Source organism: Ancylomarina sp. 16SWW S1-10-2, from assembly GCF_009669305.1.
Lineage (GTDB): Bacteria > Bacteroidota > Bacteroidia > Bacteroidales > Marinifilaceae > Ancylomarina.
Genome location: NZ_SADB01000014.1, coordinates 84,472 through 104,346, shown reverse-complemented (window position 1 = coordinate 104,346; position 19,875 = coordinate 84,472). Strand labels below are relative to the sequence as shown.

The window sequence follows — 19,875 nt, the reverse complement described above, 5'->3', positions numbered from 1 at the left end:
TTTAATTATTTTCACTTGTAAAAACAGAAGCAGGTAAACCTTCCTTGTTGTATAAATTCGCTCCTGTCGGATTTGAAGACCATCCGTAACGAACACTAATTGGCTTTTCAACTTCCGGACTGGATACTTCAATTCTATTCGAAGAAATTATTTTAGCATCCGCCGATTTCCAAATATCATCCTCTCCTGCTATTTCAAAGAATTTTAAGGATTCATCAACAGCCACTGTTGGGTTTGAAAGTTTCTTTTCTCCTACCATTAAACCAGAACCAACCTGATTAAATTTAATTTCTATTTTTCCATCTGTAATCTTAGAGCTTTTATAAAGAGGACCGCTCACAGCAGGTACTTTTACACCATAATCATTACTCAAAGCCCACAATGCCAATCTTTTCCCTGTATCCATTTTGTTATGAGGATGCACATCTTTTGCTTCTCCAATATCGTACAAAACGGCCATGCCGGTATTGGGTAATTTCAAAGTCCTTCGTAACTGATCGTTAATAGAAGCCCAACCCATATCTGAACGCTCATCGGGAACATGATAAGCAGCTAATTGTGTCCAATAAAAAGGCAAATCAGCTTGTTTCCAATCGGCTCTCCAACTATTAATTAGCTTGGTGAAATATTTCTCATATTCATTTTCCAGATAGTGTGAATTTGATTCTCCCTGATACCACAAAACTCCTTTTATTGCAAAAGGGATAATGGACAATAACATTCCGTTGTAAAGAGTCGCAGGCATTTGCTTATCGCTTTCTGGATTCTCAGAAGGCCAAGGTTTTCTGAGATTTTTCTTATTTGCCTTCCAAGCTTTCAATTTATTTTGATAGACAGTATCTAAATAACCTTCCTTACTCATCTCGGCAGTGAGAATTTTAGCCTCGGCACGATTCTCATCGAAAAAAGCCTTCATCTCTTCATCCTCAGCATAAGCTTCTTCGGATAACCAAGGTTGAATTCTAGTTCCTCCCAAAGCACATTCAACAAGACCAATGGGCACATTCAATTGTTTTCTAAGTTCTTTCGCGAAGAAATAACCTGTAGCCGTAATCTTACCAACATGTCCGGCTGTGGCACTTCTCCAATTGCCTTCAAAATTATTTTTCTTGCCATTCAATGAGGTTGTATGCGCAACCTCAATGTGACGTAACCAAGGATCATTGGCTGTTTTCACCTCTTCTCGGATGTATTCAACCAAAGGCTGATATTTTGCTTCTCTGGAATCTGATGTAAATTTAGACATTGAAAAATCCATATTCGATTGTCCAGAACAAAGCCAAACTTCGCCAGCTAAAACATCCTCGAGTACAATTCTGTTTTTTCCAGATATCACAATTTTAAAAGGGCCTCCTGCCTTTGGTGTTTTTAGCTTAAGGCTCCAGCTACCATCTGCCTTGGCAATCGTTTCCGCCTCGGCACCCCAACTTGCTTTCACAAGTACTTTTTCCATTGGGTCAGCCCATCCCCAAACGGGAATTTTTGTTTTCTGCTGTACCACCATGTGATCTGCAAACAGAGAATTCAGACTCACATTTGCTGAAACTAGTTGAGATAGCAACAGTAAAGTTATGCTCGCTACCAATTTAATTACCTTCATCTTTTAATTTTATTTACAATTTCTGATTCGTACGTATTTACATTTTTACTAATCTGCAATCTCTCTAATTCTTTGAAGTAGAAAAGATGGATAGTTTTTTCCTGTAACAGTTCCACCACCTACAGAACCAGCACCAGAAGTGATAGAATCACCAAAACATACGATCGTCTTGAATTTCTTCAATAAATTGTTTTCACTTAAAAATTCAAAAACACGATCTGCTATCAATTTGTATCCCAATTGAGTTGGATGAACGCCATCTCCTTTTCCACAATTTTTAACGTTTCGAAAATAGAGATCCTGATTGTGTTTGGGAAGATCCATTTTTTGAAACATTGCATTAATATTAAAAAACAATACTTTATTATCCAATGCTGTTTGCTCCACAATGTGACTTAAACTATCCATAATGACATTGGGTGCATCTTTATATAAAGTTTTATCGTGTCGTTCAAACAGATATGCACTATCAGCTGGAGGTGGACTCATCAACAACACTTGACTTCCTTCAGCTTTCAACTTGATAATAATCTGTTCTAAATTTTGCTTATATTCCTCATAGGATATCATTTTCCTAGAGTTCAACATATCATTGGTTCCCACCATCACTATGGTTAAATCCGGGTGATAATTTATTACATCAGAATCGATTCGATCCAATAAATTTTTTGTTGTGTGTCCACCTACTCCAGAGTTTACAAGCGTAACTACTTGCGGATTGTAACTTTTATTTATAGTTTGACATGATGTCATCAATAACAGTATTCCCAATTTTAAAATTATCTTATTCATTCTTCGGTTGATTACTCTTAAATTATTTTCGATTAACTCCTGGTTCCACAAGCTGTCCATCTTTAAGTAACTGTTTACGTAGTTTTTTGTAGGACACATTCTGAACAGAACTATTTTTTTTGACTGCCAATGCAGCTGCTGTTCCTGCTGCCTGCCCAAGCATCATGTAAACTGGCTCCATTCTTATAGAACCATAAGCGCTATGCGAAGCCGACATGCACACAGGAACTAGTAAGTTGGAGCATTCATCTGCCTTGGGCGTAATCGCTCGATAACTAATTCCATAAGGGCCAACTCCTGTCCACTTAGGCGTATCGGCGTGTAAAGCACCAGCCTCGTCAACCCATAGTTGCGTAGGATGTGAATCCATGCCGTATGAACCTTGGGCCACGGCATCAGTCACTTTTCGGCGTTTCTTAAGCTCATTTTCTGTCATTACCATTACTCCCAGCATTCTGCGGGCCTCACGAACATACAGTTGATGAGGGAAATGTCCATTATCCAAAAATTCATCTTTGGCATACCCCCATGCTGAAGCCCGTCGACGAACAGCCTCAGACACACGTGGATGGTTGGCTAATGTCCAAAGAAATCCCTTAGTATAGCAAATATGATCCGCGATAATACGTTTACGTTCGGCATAATTAGCATCAGGATATTTGTCTGCGTACCCAATATAATCTGTAGAAACCCAACCCGCTTTGTTCGAGTCGGTCTTGCCATTTGGAATGGGATTCAATCCGACAGGAAGTCCTCTTGTATTGCCAGCTTCAAGCCAGCGGAAAAGGAGTTCAAATTCTTTTTCGTCATAAGCATCTGGCTTGTCAAACGCAACTTTGTTCTCCGACTGGTTGGTGAGGCAAAGACGATAGTTGTATGCTTGTACTAGATTATCGCCATCGCCATCCTCGCCTATAACATTCAGTTGAAGTCCATCAATCACACCACTAGTAGAGTCACCAGGAATAACAAACGGGTTTAAAGGTTCACTACCTCGCCGCGCCTTCTCTTTGGTTTGAACTCCATTGATAGACTCACCATACAAAGTATTGGACTCGCGCCCAACCGTATAAGAAACTCCAGATTTGGCCATCAGATCGCCCTCGTAGGAGCAATCAATAAAAATTTTTGCTGTAAAAACACGTCCAGATTCCATACGAATCGAAACAATCTGAGGACCATTTTTCTCAACACCTTTATTCAGGTCAAGTCTTTCGCCAAGAACCACTGTAACACCTGCCTCAACAAGCATTTTATTTAGTTGAAGTTCGGCAACATGTGGCTCAAAAATAAACATAGCGTCGGGTGCGATGCGTTTTCCTTTTGCTTTCGCTTTCGCCATAAACTCCGACTGAGTCTGAAACTTCCAATGTTCAGAATTCTGATACCATTTATGAAGGCTCTGGTAAAACTCCCGAGTAATTCCGCTAATCGTTTCTGGATTACCAACATCGGTATAGCCTAAGCCTCCCGAGGTTACACCTCCAATATGCTGACTAGGTTCAATCAATACCACACTCTGACCCATTCGTGCCGTTTGCACTGCAGCAATAACTCCAGCTGCAGTTCCCCCATAAATACAAACATCCTTATTAACGACTTCAGCAGTACCGTATCCTGTACCCAAAAACTGTAACAAGAAACTAATTGACACTATTTTAACAAGCCTAAAATTAAAATCCATTTTTGATCTGATCCACGTCCAAAGTCGGGATACTCCTAGTAATAAATATGTAAGTATTGTTTTATTCATTAAATTTTGTGTTTCACTATATTATCTATCCAAACAATTAGATAAGGAGCGTTAACCTATATTCCTCCGCACTAGCATGAAAAACCAATTATTTGCGTACTTAAAAATTATTCTCCCAAGTAAACGCCATTTTCTTTTAATTGAATCGCCAGTTTTGCATATTCTACCTTCATTGGAAGTGTATTATTACTTACAGCTAAACCAGCAAGCGTTCCTGCACCCTGTCCTATTGCCATAGCTATAGGAGTTACCCTAATAGCAGCACTAGCATGATGATCGGCACCAATAGCTCGGCCGGCAAGAATTAAATTGTCTATTTCGTTCACCAAAAGAGATTCAACAGGAATGTAGTACAGCCCTTCAGCTCTTAAATGCACCGACTCGGTTGTTTGTCCATCGGGAGAATGAATATCAATTGGGTATCCTCCCACTGCGATAGGATGATCGAACTTTCTTTCAGTAACCAAATCTTCAGAACTAAGTACATAGCTTGCAAAAGGATGACGTGATTCCCGAATTCCAATGTGTGGAGCTGTGCTTACTATGGTCGAATTTTCGAATCCTGGAGCATATTTTTTAAGAAACTGATAGATCTCAAGACATTGCTTACGGCCCATGGTTTCAGCTTTGCTTAAATCGAAAGGATTAGTAGGATCCATCCCCAAAATACGAGAAGTATTGAAGATGAACTCTCCTTCGGTATTGGTCTCGAAAAACAAGACATTATCTCTGGGAACAGTAACTTCACCTTTGGCCTTTGCTTTTTCCCATAAATCGTAAAATCCCCATAAGGAAATACGAGCGGTACGATTCAGAACCTTTTCTTTATCGTCATTTCTAATTTTATCATCAAATTGATCCCAATTCTTAGCCATATATTCACGAAGAACACGACTATTAACGTTTCCAATCTTTACATTCATAGTGAGAGGTTGCGACTTTCCATCTTCGGATCTGCCCACAGAAAAAGGAACACCTGCCAATTTCACCAATTCACTATCACCACTCGCATCAATAAAAAATTTGGCTTTCACTTCCTGTATTCCTCCTCGATTATGAATAAATACAGAATTGATGTTTTTACCTTTTTTAGAAATATCGATTAAACGAGTATGGTATAAAATATCTACACCCGCTTCTAAAATCATATCTTCCAATACGATCTTTAGCATCTCTGCATCGAAAGGAGTTACCGTTGAGCAGTAGCCTGTTCCATCTAAAATATGACCCGGACTTGCCCCCTTCTGAATCAAACGATTCACCATTTCGTTAGGCGATCCAAATACCAATTGCTTGCCTGCCCGATTGTGAAAAGACATCATTGGCCCCACTCCCATTGCTGTAAGTGAACCTCCTAAAAAGCCAAATTGTTCGATTAGTAAAACCTTGGCTCCCTGTCGTCCTGCGGCAATCGCAGCATGACTACCTGAAACACCACCTCCAGCAATTACTACATCGTATTCACCTATATATTTTGTTTGAAACTGTTTCATCTGTTTAAATTTTTTGTCTTTAGAAAAAATATCGAAAACTTCAGCACATTCAGGAACTCGCATTAACTTTTTTAATCATTCTCCAATGTGTTCTTTATCCTTTAAAAAAAACAATGACTGTTTCCTATATTTTATTGTAAACTATATATCAATTATTACTGATTTTTGTATTCAAGAATTGGATGCTCTAGTAAAGGCATTCGCTTTGCACCTTTCTTCACACCAAAATAATTTGCTTCTGATACTGGATGTTCAACTGCCCTAACCACTGCTTTTATATTTTTTGCTCCTGAAGACAATACAATTTTTTGCCCTTTTGCTAAGTCAATCTTAAACTCACCATCCTCAATTTTAGTAATCGCTACTTTTTTGCCTTTACTGATTTGAATCGCATTCGTCCATCCAGGTATTTTAACTGTACATGGCTGTCCTGCCTGACTTTCAATCGAAACCCAATCCGTTTTACCGTTCTTCAAAGATGCACTTACAAGGAAACCTCCTTGAGCCAATAAATCAGAAAAAGAAGCTTCTTTCCAATCATTAGGCGTTGCAGGAAAAATTCTAATTTTTTCACCCCAACTTTGCAGATTATACTCCATAATGGCAGTAGCGGCACTTAGAGGTGTTTCAATAACAGGATTGTTTCCTTCTATATAAAAAGTATTGGTTAAGAAATGAGCTTTACCAATATTTGCATCTAAAAAGTCCTGCATAACCTCAACAGCTTCATCTCCCATACCCATGGCAGCATATAACGAAGACGCTCCTGTATAAGAATAACCAGCTAAGCCTTTTCCATTCTCAATATTATGCCAATGAACAACCGACTTTACAACCAATTCACGATCTTTAGGAGAATCTGGGTTTAACTGAAATAAAGGATACAATGCCAATAAATGAGAATAATGACGATGCGACATATCAACAGGTTGATCGCTACCTATCATCAAGCCATTTTCATCAACTGGGTAAGGAATTAAATCAGCCAACAATTGTTTCCAATGTTTTATTTTCTCTGGATACTGATTTGCTTTCTCATTGGCATCAATAAGTCCATTCAGCAACCAACGAAAAATAGCAAAATTGTAATTGGTATTTTTAAACGATTTAAAGCCATTGTATTCCGGAGATCCCATTGGTGTTAATTCAAGCTTTCCTTCCTCGTTTCGTTCCAACTTTGTTTCGTATATCTCAGCAATCCTCATTGCCTTTGGAACCCATTTCTCCAATATCGATTGCTCATCGCCTTGATATTTAAAGTAAAGCCAATAATTATGCGTTGCCCAAGCAAAATCGCCTAAGTTATTGCCTGCTTTATTCTTTATCATGTACTCAAAATGGTCATCAATCAATTTTATAAAATTAATAGCAATATCCTGATGATTACTGGTATTAAACGGCCAATAAGTAAGTTGAACATTCAAGTTCCACCATAAACCTGGCCAGCTTGTATTTTTAAAGAACGGACCCATTAGATCCAAGGCAGGACCATCGGCTCGTGAACAGGTAGCCATTTTATACAACTGAATCCAATAAAACGATTCCATGCGAGTATCAGGAATACTTAAAAATGATTTTTTATAATAAGCATGCCACCATGCTCTATTTTCTTTTTCAAGCGAAGTAATCCCTGCCTTTTCTGCAGCTTTTACGTCTTTTATTGCCACACCAGCCGATAAATCAGAAGCTGGAATTTCATTAGCCGTTGCAATATAAATAGTTGATTTTCGCCCTTCTTTTTGTTCACTCCAAGCAGTAGCATAATCTCCGCCTGCTTCTAACTTTTGCACGCATACATTAATGCCATCAACGGTTTTAATCTCTGGGTCAATAAAATTGAAATCATACCTATCTTTATAACTTTCATACTTAGTTAACGCTCTGCAACAGGATGGATTACCAGGCATCCATTCACAAGTAAAAGGAGCTTCGGATCCGTCTTTCTTTTCGGTTGAGCTTACTTCAATTACTTGCACCATACGATCGTAAGGTGTAAAGGCTCTGAATTTAATTTCACCCAAATCAGTAAAAATAGTTCCTCGTATCTCGGCATTCCATATATCTTGACGAATATTCGCTGTTTGTATTTTACCTGCAGGGTGTAATACCATTTTACCAATATCCAATCGCGAAAAATCAAGCAGATTAGCTCCTTTAACACCCATTGAAGTTTTCTTATTAGGCGCCTTTCTGTGATCAGTTACATCCTGACGACCCACATGAAAGTTAAAACGATTTTCATCCATTTTAGCATATAGCATCATTCCCAATTGGCCATTCCCCACAAAGGCTCCTTCCGCCCATTGTGTTGGAATATCTTCCCAAATCAAATCATGCTGAGCCATGAATTTTTTCCAATTTATTGCATTCCCATTATCCTGTTTACAGGAGCTCGCTAGAGTGAAAATAAGTATTACACTGAAAAAATATCGAAATTTAAATTTCATAACCTGTCGCTTATTTTAGTATCTGTTGCTACTTTTAAATTTATTATTTAAGCTTTGGAACCGGATTCTCCATAATTTCTTTAGCTAATTCAGAATTTGTTTTTTCAATCCCTGTTAGCAAATAAATTACCATACCAGCATCTGATGGATCAAAGTTTTTTCCACCTTTCTTAATGCAAGTTTCTTGTCTCGAATACAACCAATCCCACGATCCTTTTTTATAAAGTCTATTTTCTTTTGCTGAGGATATTTTCATCCAATCGAAATGGTCAATAGAACAATTCAATCCGAGATAATCCTTTCCTCCATTTTGATCTGCTATTTTCACAAATTGCACTTGCCCCCCTTTCTTGCTACTAAAATTTTCCTGCATCATCTTAAATGTCCAACCTTTATGTTCCGGTTCCCAAGAGTAAGAATTAGCAGCATGATTATCATTCCACTTCGAGTGTGAAATAACAGTAACATATTTGCGTTTATCCCGATTCGATCGTCGTATTCCTTCACCAACCACCTGCATAGGTCCGGCAGCAACAATAAACAGTGGATTATCTTCCGACGATTCATTAATTACCTTAGCCATCTCATTGTATGCTTTTTCAGGATTATCGACAGCACAAATAAAGTTTGATTTGCGAAAACCAAACATCTTTGCCCCAGTAAGTGCACTCTCCTTCATTTGCTCATAAGCAGTCAGGCCTCCTTTACCAACAGGCACTTGCAGGTTGCTTCCCCAAACGTGGTCGCTATAGGTATACAATACCAATTTATTTTGTAATCCTTTTGCAGCAAGAAGAGCTAGAGATAAGGGTGTTGCAGCCCAGTCATCATGATCGTGCTCATTACCATCTGAACTTATAGCTATTCGTCCTTTAGCTTGCCATAAAGGTGTTTGTGATGATACTGATCCACTAAACACAATACATAAAATAAATAAAACGACTTTTCTCATGACTTTTAACTATTTAAATGGCTATCAATAGGCTATCTATGTTTCAAATTTCCTCTTATCAAAATCACTTATTTTCCTACATTCATAGTAATCTAATTTGTCAGATCCACCATTTGCTTTTTTTGCTTGCCTAAAAATTCAAAAAGAATAGCAGTCCCAATAACTACGATAGCTCCAATTGGAAACCACCAGAAAAAACTGATTCCTTCAATATGCATCCAAGCAATAACTCCAATAGCTAATAACGAACCCATCAGAATTCCTGTAAAAGAACCCCGACGCATCAAGGCCAAAAAAGCAATTCCTATTAATGTTCCATAAGCATAACCAGGCACTTTAAATCCTAAGGCCAACAATCCTCCATCCTGAAAGAAGCTAAATCCAAAAGCTAATAAGGCCAGAATTCCACCCCAAACAATAATCGCCATCTTGGAAATCCTCACCACTTTCTTTTCGTCCATGGTTTTCAACTTCGGATAAACAATACTTCCAACACCCATTACACTCGTTTGAGAAAGTGCGGTTAATGCGGAGTCGAGTGTTGAGATTCCCGCTGCAAACATAGCCGCGATAATCAAACCAGAAATCCCATCTGGCAATGAATTGACTACATAATAAGGGAAAATACGATCCGGTTCTTGGATGATAGATGCACTTACTTCTGGCGAAAGAGGATTTATATGATAATACGCGACTAAACCAATTCCAACAAATGCCATAATCCAGGTAGTTAATACACCCACAACCGAAAAGCCTACTGCTTTTCTTGCTTCTTTTAAGTTTTTACAACACAAAGCTCGTTGAGTAACCACTTGATCGATCGTATTCGAACCAAACTCAAAAAAAGTACAGCCCAATATACCGACCCAAAGAGTATAGGTTTTATGAGGATCTAAAGAAAGATCGAGCAAGGTAAGTTTGGCTTTTTGGTCGGCAATAGCCATCATTTCACTAAATCCGCCAGGAACATCGCCAATGGCATAAAATAACGCGAACAATGCACCAAAAATAAATATTACAAATTGTACGGCATCTGTCCAAACTACTGTAGTAATTCCTCCAATATAGGACCAAACCACTGCAAACGCAGCTATAATTAGAATGCACAATACGGTACTTAGTCCGGTTATTACGCTCAATACCAAAGCTGTTCCTAACAAACGGACCCCCTGACTCATAGTAGCTCCCACCATAAAAAAGGTGCGCGAAAGTTGACTTACCTTTATGCCTAATCGGTTTTGTATAAAGTCGTAAGGACTATATATATTTTCTTCGTAATACTCTTTAAGTAGCACAAATATCATAAGAACATTTCCCAAAGCAAAGCCAAAAGTCATTTGAAGATAGGTCAAATCTCCTTGTAAGGAATAAACAAATGCGGGCACAGCAATAAACGTGGCCACACTAGTTTTTGTAGCTACCAACGACAAAGAAACAGCCCACCACGGTAAATTTTTTCCACCACGGAAGAATCCATCTAATCCGCTATCTTTGTTTTTCACCAGCTCGCCAAAAACGGTGGTTCCAATTAAAAAAACAGCTAATATTATCCAGTTCAACACACTAAAATGGCTGGATGCGATCACTTCCTTTGTTTCAGCAAACAAAGGAATCGACAAAGAAAAAAACACAATTAAAAGACAGAGCTTTTTCATTTTTTTTAAAAATTTCGGATGACCACTTATTTAGTAATTTGACTAGCTTCTATCTTCTTTAATTTTAATAAAGCTTCTAAGAAATAATAATCAGCGTAAATAATAGGAACATCGATTTCTGAATTCTTAGGCATATGTCCCACAGAGTGTGTTAATATAGCCTGATTGCTATTTCCAGTTAAATATTTATCTGTAGAAAGAATTTCGATCAACTTTACAGCCTCGTTATAGTACTTTTGTTTTACAGAATCTTCTTCAACTAAACCATATAGTTCCAACATTCCGCAAGCTGCAACTGCAGCAGCCGAAGCATCTTTAGGTGTATTGGCTGTAACTGGCGCATCAAAATCCCAGTAAGGAATTCCATCTTCAGGGAGGCGCTCTAAAAATTTATCAGCCATTTTCATTGATGTTTTCAAGAAATCTTTTTTTCCTGATTCGCGATAAGCGATTGCAAAACCATAAATACCCCAGGTTTGTCCTCTCGCCCACATCGAATTATCAGCATAACCTTGATGTGCTTTTCCTTCGATAAAAGCACCCGTTTTAGCATCAAAAGATCCTAAATGAAAGGCTGTATAATCTGGACGTACAATATATTTCATTGTAACCTCTGCATGACTCACTGCAATATCTTTCAATCGTTGTCCTCCGCCATTCTTCGCTGCCCAAAACAATAGTTCCAGGTTCATCATGTTATCGATAATGGTATTGTGAGAATATTCACGCTTACTAGGCCAAGAATTAATACTACCCACAATTGGATTGTAAAGAGTAGCTAAAGTATCAGCGGCAGCTAACATAATTTTTTTATACTCAGGATTTCCAGTTAACCGATAGCCATTACCATAACTGCAATACACCTGAAAACCTATGTCATGATCTTGAGCTGGTGTATAAGCAATCTCTTTAATCGGTGCGGTGAATAATTCTGCTTGCTTTTTAATTAGTTCATCACCAGAATACTCATAAGCATACCATAAGACTCCTGGCCAAAACCCGCTACACCAATCTGCAACATCAACACACTCCCAATTGGTGCTATCCTGCGGTATATATCTCGGAAAATGATTCGTATCAGATAAAGCGTCTGCACTTTCTTTTATCTTTACAACACTCTCGGTCAAAACACGATCTGCAGTAGAAACCTTCTCTCCTTTTGAAAATACCCCACACGCATTGGAAACTAAAGAGACACCAACAAGGACTACAAATAATCTAATATATTTCATCTTATCTATTCTTTACATTTATTCAAAACACTCACACTAAGAAGCCTTTTTTAACTTCCTGTATATTCATCACTACTTCAACTACTAAGTCTATTTAATGCGAATATTATATCCAGCTTTATATTCTTTTTTCTTTCCTTTTTTCAAGGATATATTTACAGACCTATCAGCAGAATAGTAAAATTCTCCATCTACTAATTTCAATTCTGCAGAAACCTCTCCACTAACAGCTTCAATACTGTATTTTCCTTTTTTTAATGATTTACCTTTACCCAAGTACAAATATTGAAAGCCATCCTTATTTTCCGAAGCGATTCCTAAAATTCCCTGAAAGGAAAGATCTGATATTGGTTGATATACCTCATCATCAATAGCATTGCAAATTAATTGTTTGCCACCATCTTTCGAAAGAACTGACAAAGCCACAAAATGATCGGAAGTTGCTATTTTTGAAATCTTTTGTATTGATTTTCCACCTTCGTTAAAAGACTCGAAAACCGCAACAAAAGGTTTCTTCTCAGCGTTATTATCGGTCTGACGAACAAGAATAGTTGGCGTTGTTTGTGGACTTCTATTTACCATACCTGGAGTTAGATCTGCTCGCAAGGTTGATGGAGGCGCATCTACCAAATAGATTTCACGATTATCTTGTCCCATCATCCACATTTCAACACAAAAACTTGGTTTTACCTTATTCACAGTCCAGGTTGCTTGAAAATCTTTATCGTAGTTTACTTTCGCAGGATTTTTATAAAAAGAATAAGCCGAATGATAAGGATGACTAATACTATCGACAGCATTTAATTCCAATGTTTTTCCAGAATTATCTACCACAGAAACAACATCTCCTATCATATGTTGCACATAATCATTATCTGACTGGTTTGAATGAAAAATATCAACATAGTATCCTGTAGTTTCAGAAGTACGTATCATTGCAACCATACGACGCTTTTCTTCAGCACTGATATCTGCAAAAGAACAACTTGCAGAAGTTTCTGATGTATTGTAGAAACTGCTCGATTCATCAACAAAAGGATCCATTGCATTTATGCTAATCTCTCCTTTAGTATAACCTGGCATTATGGTATTTGAACCCGTAATTTCACGATGGTAGGCTGCGTCTTTTGACCAATAAGATTCATAAGCAGAAGCATCGGGATTCAAAGCCCATCCTTTACCATAAAATTGCATGGCTAATCCATTAGGAGACAAGTGGCCTCCTTTACTACCTCCATACAAAGTGAACATTAAGCCATTTTCCTCACCATTACCATTCTTCATGATGATGTGACGATGATGCTCAGAATAGGCTACCCGATGAAAAGGCAATTCGCTACCTGAATCAGGAAGTGCTTCATACAAACAAATCCCTTTCCAATCTATATCACTGCGATTATATTGTCCAGAAGCAATTCCTTTACGAATAACCGTTGCCATTTTTTTAGCATTTTCAGCATCGCCCTCCCAAGTGTAGTAGGTTAGCATATTCTCGAAAACAGCAAAATCAGTAGGTCCGCCACGCATATCTCCTATAACAACAAGATTACCGCGAGCATCTAACCATCCCAAATTAGCCATAGCTGCTTTTTGCAATAATGGATTCTCACCAATAGTATTTATGCCTGCATTGTAAAGAGGCATTCCCATTTTCAATATTGCTCCAATCATACCCGAAGCATAACCTGGCGACTCGGGCCATAATCCTGTAACCTCATCGAAATTTTTAATGAAATCAGGCAAAGCCTCGTGATAATCGGTTGTAATTTTAGTGTAATATGGAATACAGTATTCTTTTCCTTTTTTATCCTTGTAGTAATCGTTCGGTTCCAGAACCAACATAGAAGGAACAATGTTTTTAAATCCATTCACATTCCAATTTCCACGTTTTCCGCCCCGAATTAGACCTAAATCAATAAATCGTTTAAAAACAACACCTGCTACTTCTGTCAGATCTTTCTTAATCATCTTTAGGTGTTCAGCAGGATGTTCATTCAAGAAATCATATAGGAAATCATAGGTGATGGCCGCATTTATCTGATGGTCATCGTGAATTTGTTCATAATCGTAATAACCCATTATTCCACCTGGCGCATAGCCACCAGGACCTTTTGTAGATTCTTGAGGATCTAATGGAGGATTCATATAATAAATTCCCATTAACCATGTATAGAAAATATCTGCTGAAAATTTGGCGTATTTTTCTTCTTTGGTAATCCAATAGGCAAAAGAAGCATTTTCTGCTAATTTTAAAATTTCTCCATTATTAGCGCGAACCATGTGTCCTGTTTTCTTGTAGGGCACCAAAACGGGCGTTTTATCATCGCTAGCTCTATCGATTGCGAGCATGTCACCATTTTCGCTATAAGGAATTCGATTTTCTAAAGGAACATTGATGTAGCTGTTCCAGGTACGCATTCCCGGAAGTCGAACGGTTGGTACAGGAGCATTTCCTTCACCGTAATCCCAATTTTGATTTTTAATATAACACTGTGTAAAATGGGCTCCATCTTTCCAGTACATAGACATACGAGATGTGATCCATTCTGGATCAGATTGATGTCTATCGACGTAAGGATCGATCTTTTCTTTTAGACTTTCCCAGGCATTTTTTGCCCATTCCTCACTTTTTATCTTCGCTAAAATCGCCTGTCGATCCTCTTTTTTTGCATAAAGACTTGGATGATTTTGAGCAAAAGTACCTCGTGCCTGAATTAAAAAACTCAAGGCAATAAAAAAAATTAGAACTATTCTTTTAGAGACCATTAATCAATTATTTATAATTGTTTTGTACACATTACTGTCTCTTCAAAAATAGCTCAACAAACATCGGGAAAGCAGAATTTACGTTGCAATAAGTATGAAATTTGTTGCAAAACCTACTTCCCAATGCGATTTTAATGAGATTTACTTCTTTTCTGATTCAAAATACTGATCGAAGAATAACAATTGATATTTTATTGAATTGGACCAATATTTTACATTGTGCTTTCCAGGACGCTCGATATAATCATGTGGAATATTTCGCTCTAGTAACTTTTCGTGCATCCGTTTATTGGCACCATGAAAGAAATCCTCAGTTCCACAATCAAAAATTAATTTCAGATTATTTCCATTCAAAAGATAAACTAAATTGATCACCGAATTTTTCTCCCATGCTTCTTTATTTTCAGCATAAGATCCCAATCGTTTTGAAATATCCCAACGACTAGGAAAAGGACGAATATCTAAACCTCCACTGGTACTTCCGGCAGCACCCCAAATATCCTGATGTTTAAAAGCAAGGTAAAATGCTCCATGTCCGCCCATACTTAAACCTGCAATGGCTCTTCCCGATCGATCAGGAATCGTATTGTAGTTTTTATCCACAGCAGGCAATAACTCTTTGGTGATATAGGTTTCATACTGCATTTTATCATCCACAAGACTATCGAAATACCAACTTGTAAATCCTCCATCAGGACAAACGATAATAAAATCATAAGTATCTACATATTCCTGTAGTTTAGGAACTTTATGCAACCAATCGCCAAAATTGCCAGAAGCACCATGCAATAAATATAAAACAGGAAAATCCTTATTGTCAGTACTATATCCATCTGGAACAATCACCAAATTAGGCAATTCTTTGTCCATTGATTTACTACTCACCATCAAGGTATCGACTCTAGAAGCAATGGCACACAAAGCATTACTTACTAACAAAAACAACACAAATACTATTCTCATAATTTTCTATTTTTTATATCAATTAATTGCTAATCGTGAAACAGAGCAATTAATACTAATTTGCTTTTATTTCGAAAGCCTCAGTCAATCGAATATCAACTGATGAACTTCCTATCATTATCTTAAATTTACCTGGTTCAACCGTCCAATTCATGTTCTTATCGAGCAAAGCCAAATCGTCAGGGCAAAGAGTAAAATGAAGTATTTTTGTTTCGCCAGGAAGCAAATGAACACGTTCAAAACCACGAAGCTGAGACTCATAAGTTGTCACGCTACTTACCTCATCTTTTAAATAAAGCTGAGCAACTTCATCTCCCTCTCTATTTCCGGTGTTTGTTAGCGAAAATGACACATGAATTTCGGCCTGCGAATTTGCCTTTTCTGGACTAATCTTCAAATCACTATATTCAAAAGTCGTATAACTCAATCCATATCCGAAAGGATACAAAGAACCTAAAACTCGTGTGTTTCCATAACCATTTGGACCTTCGCCTGGTTGTCCGGATTGAGAACCTGGTTTAAATGGAAAATTCAATGGAATTTGTCCCACTGTTTTGGGAAATGTTACCGATAGCTTTCCTCCCGGATTGTTATCCCCAAATAAGGTTTCAGCAATAACATCGCCAGCTGAAGTGCTAGGGAACCAAGCTTCGAGAATGGCAGGCAAAAATCTATTTTCCCAGTTAATACTCAAAGGCTGTCCGTTAATCAGAACTAAAACGACTGGTTTTCCAGTTGCATACAAGGCTTGTAAAAGTTGAAATTGTCTTCCCGGAAGTCCCAAACTCGTCCTCGACTTAGTTTCGCCTACTCGTTTTTCATCTTCTCCTACTACAGCAATAATGATATCCGATTGTTTTGCTTTTTCAACCGAAGCCTCAATTCCAGCTTGTTCTTCGAGCGAAAGAGGTTCAGGAATAATTTCACTTCCCGGCCAGTTTGGATCCACAATATCGCATCCTTTGGCATAATCAACTTCTACTTTTCCTGCAGTATATTTTTTTATTCCCTGATAAACCGAAACAGAAGGATTATTAGCAGGACCATATCTGCTATAGGTAAAACTAATCTCATCAGCAAGCGGACCAGTTACCAGAATTTTTCCAACTTTACGGATATCCAAAGGAAGCAGATTATTTTCATTTTTCAGCAAGACCATGGATTCTAGATTGATCTGTTTCGAAAGAGCTTCATCCTTTTCTGTATGTACTAATTTATCAGACTCTGCAGGATTTTCAACATAAGGCTGATCGAATAAACCCAATCTAAATTTAACAGCCAGGACTTCTCCAACTCTTGCATCGATTGTTTTCATAGAAAGTTTCCCTTCTTTTATTAACTCCCGCAAAGGCTCGATGTACGATTCTGCTGTTCTAAAAGTGGTTCGAACATTCAATCCTGCCTCAACAACTTGTCTTACAGCTTCCTTATAATCTTTTGCTACATGATGTTTGGCTGAAACATACTCAACCGCTTCGCTATCGGAAACAACGTATCCTTCAAAACCATATTGCTTACGCAACAATTCAGTCAAAAAGTAATGACTTGCAGTAATCGGAACACCATCATAATCGTTATAACTACTCATTACGCCCATAGGTTTAGCCTCTTGAATTACTCTTCGAAAAGGGTACAAATAAAGCTGATGCATTTCACGCGGTGCAACATGAGGATCGGTACGCGCATCTCCATCGCGAGCTCCTTTGGGAATGCTATAAACAGCAAAATGCTTTAGTGTGGATGCCACTCCCTGCGATTGAATTCCTAAAGTCATTTGCTTGCCCATTTCTGCAATATGAAAAGGCGATTCACCATAACACTCCAAAACTCTTCCCCAACGCTGATCTGTGGCAACATCAAGAATAGGAGCATAAACATTGGTGTAACCTAAGGCCTTGGCCTCTCGTCCTACCATTTCACCAGCCTGATAAACCAAGCTTTTGTTCCATGTACTTCCTATTCCGATAGGTGCTGGTAAAGGAGTTGCTTTCTTGTGACACAATCCATGCACTCCTTCGTTGGTAAAATCTACAGGAATTCCCATTCGTGTTTCTTCAACAAACCATTTTTGAACCGTATTTATGGCTTCGGCATGAGTACTATAAGGATAAGAATATTGGGTATACGTTTTTTCCTGATTCCAAATGGTATTTAAATGTTCATCAATATTCGCAATACCATCTTTCCAAACACAATTTTTCCACTCTTTAGTTGGCAACTCATCTTTTAAAACTCGAGCATAGCCGTAAAGTGTTGCCATCTGGCAAGTCTTCTCGTCTACATTCATAAGAGTCATGAGATTCTCCACTCTTCGATCGACAGTTTCAGAAGGATCTTCAAAAATATCCTTAACACTATTTTTATTAAAATCAATCCATCCTTTGTGATAAATCTTTTCGTCAGACTTTCTCATTCCTGAGAATAAGACGAACAAGAATAAAACAAGAATAAATTGAATTGGAATTCTGTATTTCATGATGTAAATATTGTGAAAATAATAAAGTAGAATGAAGCTGTTAAAAGAATTAATAATAATTCTTTTAACAGCTCTAGTATTTTTTAATGAAGAGGAACCTTATTGACATCAGGATTCTCTTTCATTTGGATATATTTATCGATTAATTCCTGATCTAATTGAGAACTATCTCCATATTTTTTACGCATTTCCTTTAATTGTTCTTTAAGCTTTACAACAACATCGGCGTAGGCTGGATCGTCTATCACATTGCTCATTTCATTGACATCTTTTTTTCGATCATAAAGCTCCCATTCATCAACATCATAATAAAAATGTATTAATTTATATTCCTGGGTTATAATCGCATAATGTCTTTTCACCATGTGAATGGAAGGATATTCGTAATAATGGTAATAAACAGCATCTCTAGTCCATTGGTCATCATTACCCTGCAATAAAGGAATTAAACTTTCTCCTTGCATATCATCAGGTGCATCTACACCTGCGGCTTCCAACAATGTTTGTGCAAAATCTAAATTCTGAACCATTTCTGTATTTGTTGTTCCTGGCTCTACAACTCCTGGCCAACTGATAAGTAATGGTGTTTTAAACGATTCATCATACACAAAACGCTTATCGAACCAACCATGTTCTCCTAAATAGAATCCCTGATCAGATGTGTACACTATAATAGTATTTTCGGTAAGATTTTTTTCTTCTAAATGATCCAATAAGCGACCAACATTTTCATCTACAGCAGCAACACAGCCCAAATAATCCTGCATGTAACGTTGAAAACGCCATTTCATCAATTCAGTTTTATTCATTTCTGGATATTTTGCTTTGAAATCTTCCATTAAAGGCATGTAAGTTGAATCCCAAACTGCTCTTTGCTTGGCATTCATTCTACCAACCTCTCTATCGAAAGCTTCTAGATCCCATCCTGACGCATCTGGAATACCTAATTCAGCCATCATCTCAGGATAAAGCTTTGAATCTCCAGCCCAATTCATATGAGTCAACAAATTCATTTCTGCAGTTTTCGCTGCAGTCCCACGTCCTTTATAATCGTCGAACAAAGTTTCCGGCTCTACAAATGTTTTCTTGGTATATTCCTTAAAATATCGTGGTGCTGGTAACCATTCACGGTGAGGAGCTTTGTGCATATAAAATAATATAAATGGCTCATCCTCTTTTCTACGATTGTCCAACCAATCAATAGTCATGTCGGTTATAATATCGGTAACATATCCCTTAACTGTAATTCTTCCTTCGTTGGTATCAAAATCAGGATTATAGTATGACCCTTGTCCCGGTAAAATTTTAAATTCATCAATTCCTTTTGGATTATTTCCAAAATGTAATTTTCCAAACATAGCAGTTTGATAACCTGCTTTTTGTAATAATTGAGGAAAGGTGGTTTGTGTTTCATCAAAAGGAAAAACGTTATCTGTTTTGCCATGTATATGACAATGCTTACCGGTTAACATTGTTGCCCTCGATGGACCACAAATAGAATTCGTAACACAAGCATTAGTAAATTTCATTCCTCCATTAGCTATACGATCAATATTTGGTGTTTCTATCAATCGATTATCGTAAGCACTAATAGCCTGATAAGCATGATCATCCGACATCATGAAAATAATATTTGGCCGTTTAGGCAATTCCTTACTAGACGTCTTATCTTTTTTTGCCGTTTGGCAAGAAAACAGTATTGTACAGAACAATACAAAAACAATTCGTTGCAATTTCATAGTCATT

The 19,875-nt window shown here is 37.6% G+C and carries 12 protein-coding genes; all 12 read right to left on the bottom strand.

Going from position 1 to position 19,875, the window contains the following annotated elements; all coding sequences use genetic code 11:
* Nucleotide 1 precedes the first annotated feature (1 nt).
* Nucleotides 2–1,600 (bottom strand): sialate O-acetylesterase, encoded by a 1,599-nt coding sequence (locus EMN46_RS12820; protein WP_154201208.1) that lies wholly within the window; start codon nt 1,598–1,600, stop codon nt 2–4.
* Nucleotides 1,601–1,648: 48 nt separating this feature from the next.
* A complete protein-coding gene (locus tag EMN46_RS12815) occupies nt 1,649–2,392 on the bottom strand; it encodes a GDSL-type esterase/lipase family protein (protein ID WP_195715267.1) in 744 nt (247 codons plus the stop codon).
* A 22-nt stretch (nt 2,393–2,414) separates the two neighbouring features.
* Nucleotides 2,415–4,031 carry an FAD-dependent oxidoreductase gene (locus tag EMN46_RS12810; protein ID WP_229130370.1) on the bottom strand — a complete coding sequence of 539 codons (1,617 nt, stop codon included), beginning with the start codon at nt 4,029–4,031 and terminating at the stop codon, nt 2,415–2,417.
* 221 nt (nt 4,032–4,252) lie between these two features.
* Nucleotides 4,253–5,638, bottom strand: coding sequence for an FAD-dependent oxidoreductase (locus tag EMN46_RS12805; RefSeq protein ID WP_195715266.1), 1,386 nt, complete (start codon nt 5,636–5,638; stop codon nt 4,253–4,255).
* A gap of 155 nt (nt 5,639–5,793) precedes the next feature.
* Nucleotides 5,794–8,085, bottom strand: a complete 2,292-nt coding sequence (locus EMN46_RS12800) for a glycoside hydrolase family 95-like protein (protein ID WP_154201205.1) — start codon at nt 8,083–8,085, stop codon at nt 5,794–5,796.
* A 43-nt stretch (nt 8,086–8,128) separates the two neighbouring features.
* The gene (locus EMN46_RS12795) at nt 8,129–9,037 is read right to left on the bottom strand and encodes a hypothetical protein (protein ID WP_154201204.1); all 909 of its coding nucleotides are present in this window, start codon (nt 9,035–9,037) and stop codon (nt 8,129–8,131) included.
* Nucleotides 9,038–9,129: 92 nt separating this feature from the next.
* Nucleotides 9,130–10,692, bottom strand: a complete 1,563-nt coding sequence (locus EMN46_RS12790; protein ID WP_154201203.1) for a hypothetical protein — start codon at nt 10,690–10,692, stop codon at nt 9,130–9,132.
* A 26-nt stretch (nt 10,693–10,718) separates the two neighbouring features.
* Nucleotides 10,719–11,924 carry a glycoside hydrolase family 88 protein gene (locus EMN46_RS12785; protein ID WP_154201202.1) on the bottom strand — a complete coding sequence of 402 codons (1,206 nt, stop codon included), beginning with the start codon at nt 11,922–11,924 and terminating at the stop codon, nt 10,719–10,721.
* A 90-nt stretch (nt 11,925–12,014) separates the two neighbouring features.
* Nucleotides 12,015–14,690, bottom strand: a complete 2,676-nt coding sequence (locus tag EMN46_RS12780; protein WP_229130369.1) for a hypothetical protein — start codon at nt 14,688–14,690, stop codon at nt 12,015–12,017.
* A gap of 141 nt (nt 14,691–14,831) precedes the next feature.
* Nucleotides 14,832–15,653: an alpha/beta hydrolase family protein gene (locus tag EMN46_RS12775; RefSeq protein ID WP_154201201.1), complete on the bottom strand. Its 822-nt coding sequence runs from the start codon at nt 15,651–15,653 to the stop codon at nt 14,832–14,834.
* A gap of 55 nt (nt 15,654–15,708) precedes the next feature.
* Nucleotides 15,709–18,129 carry a glycoside hydrolase family 3 N-terminal domain-containing protein gene (locus EMN46_RS12770; RefSeq protein WP_154201200.1) on the bottom strand — a complete coding sequence of 807 codons (2,421 nt, stop codon included), beginning with the start codon at nt 18,127–18,129 and terminating at the stop codon, nt 15,709–15,711.
* A gap of 83 nt (nt 18,130–18,212) precedes the next feature.
* Nucleotides 18,213–19,868 (bottom strand): sulfatase, encoded by a 1,656-nt coding sequence (locus EMN46_RS12765; protein ID WP_154201199.1) that lies wholly within the window; start codon nt 19,866–19,868, stop codon nt 18,213–18,215.
* Between the last annotated feature and the right edge of the window lie 7 nt (nt 19,869–19,875).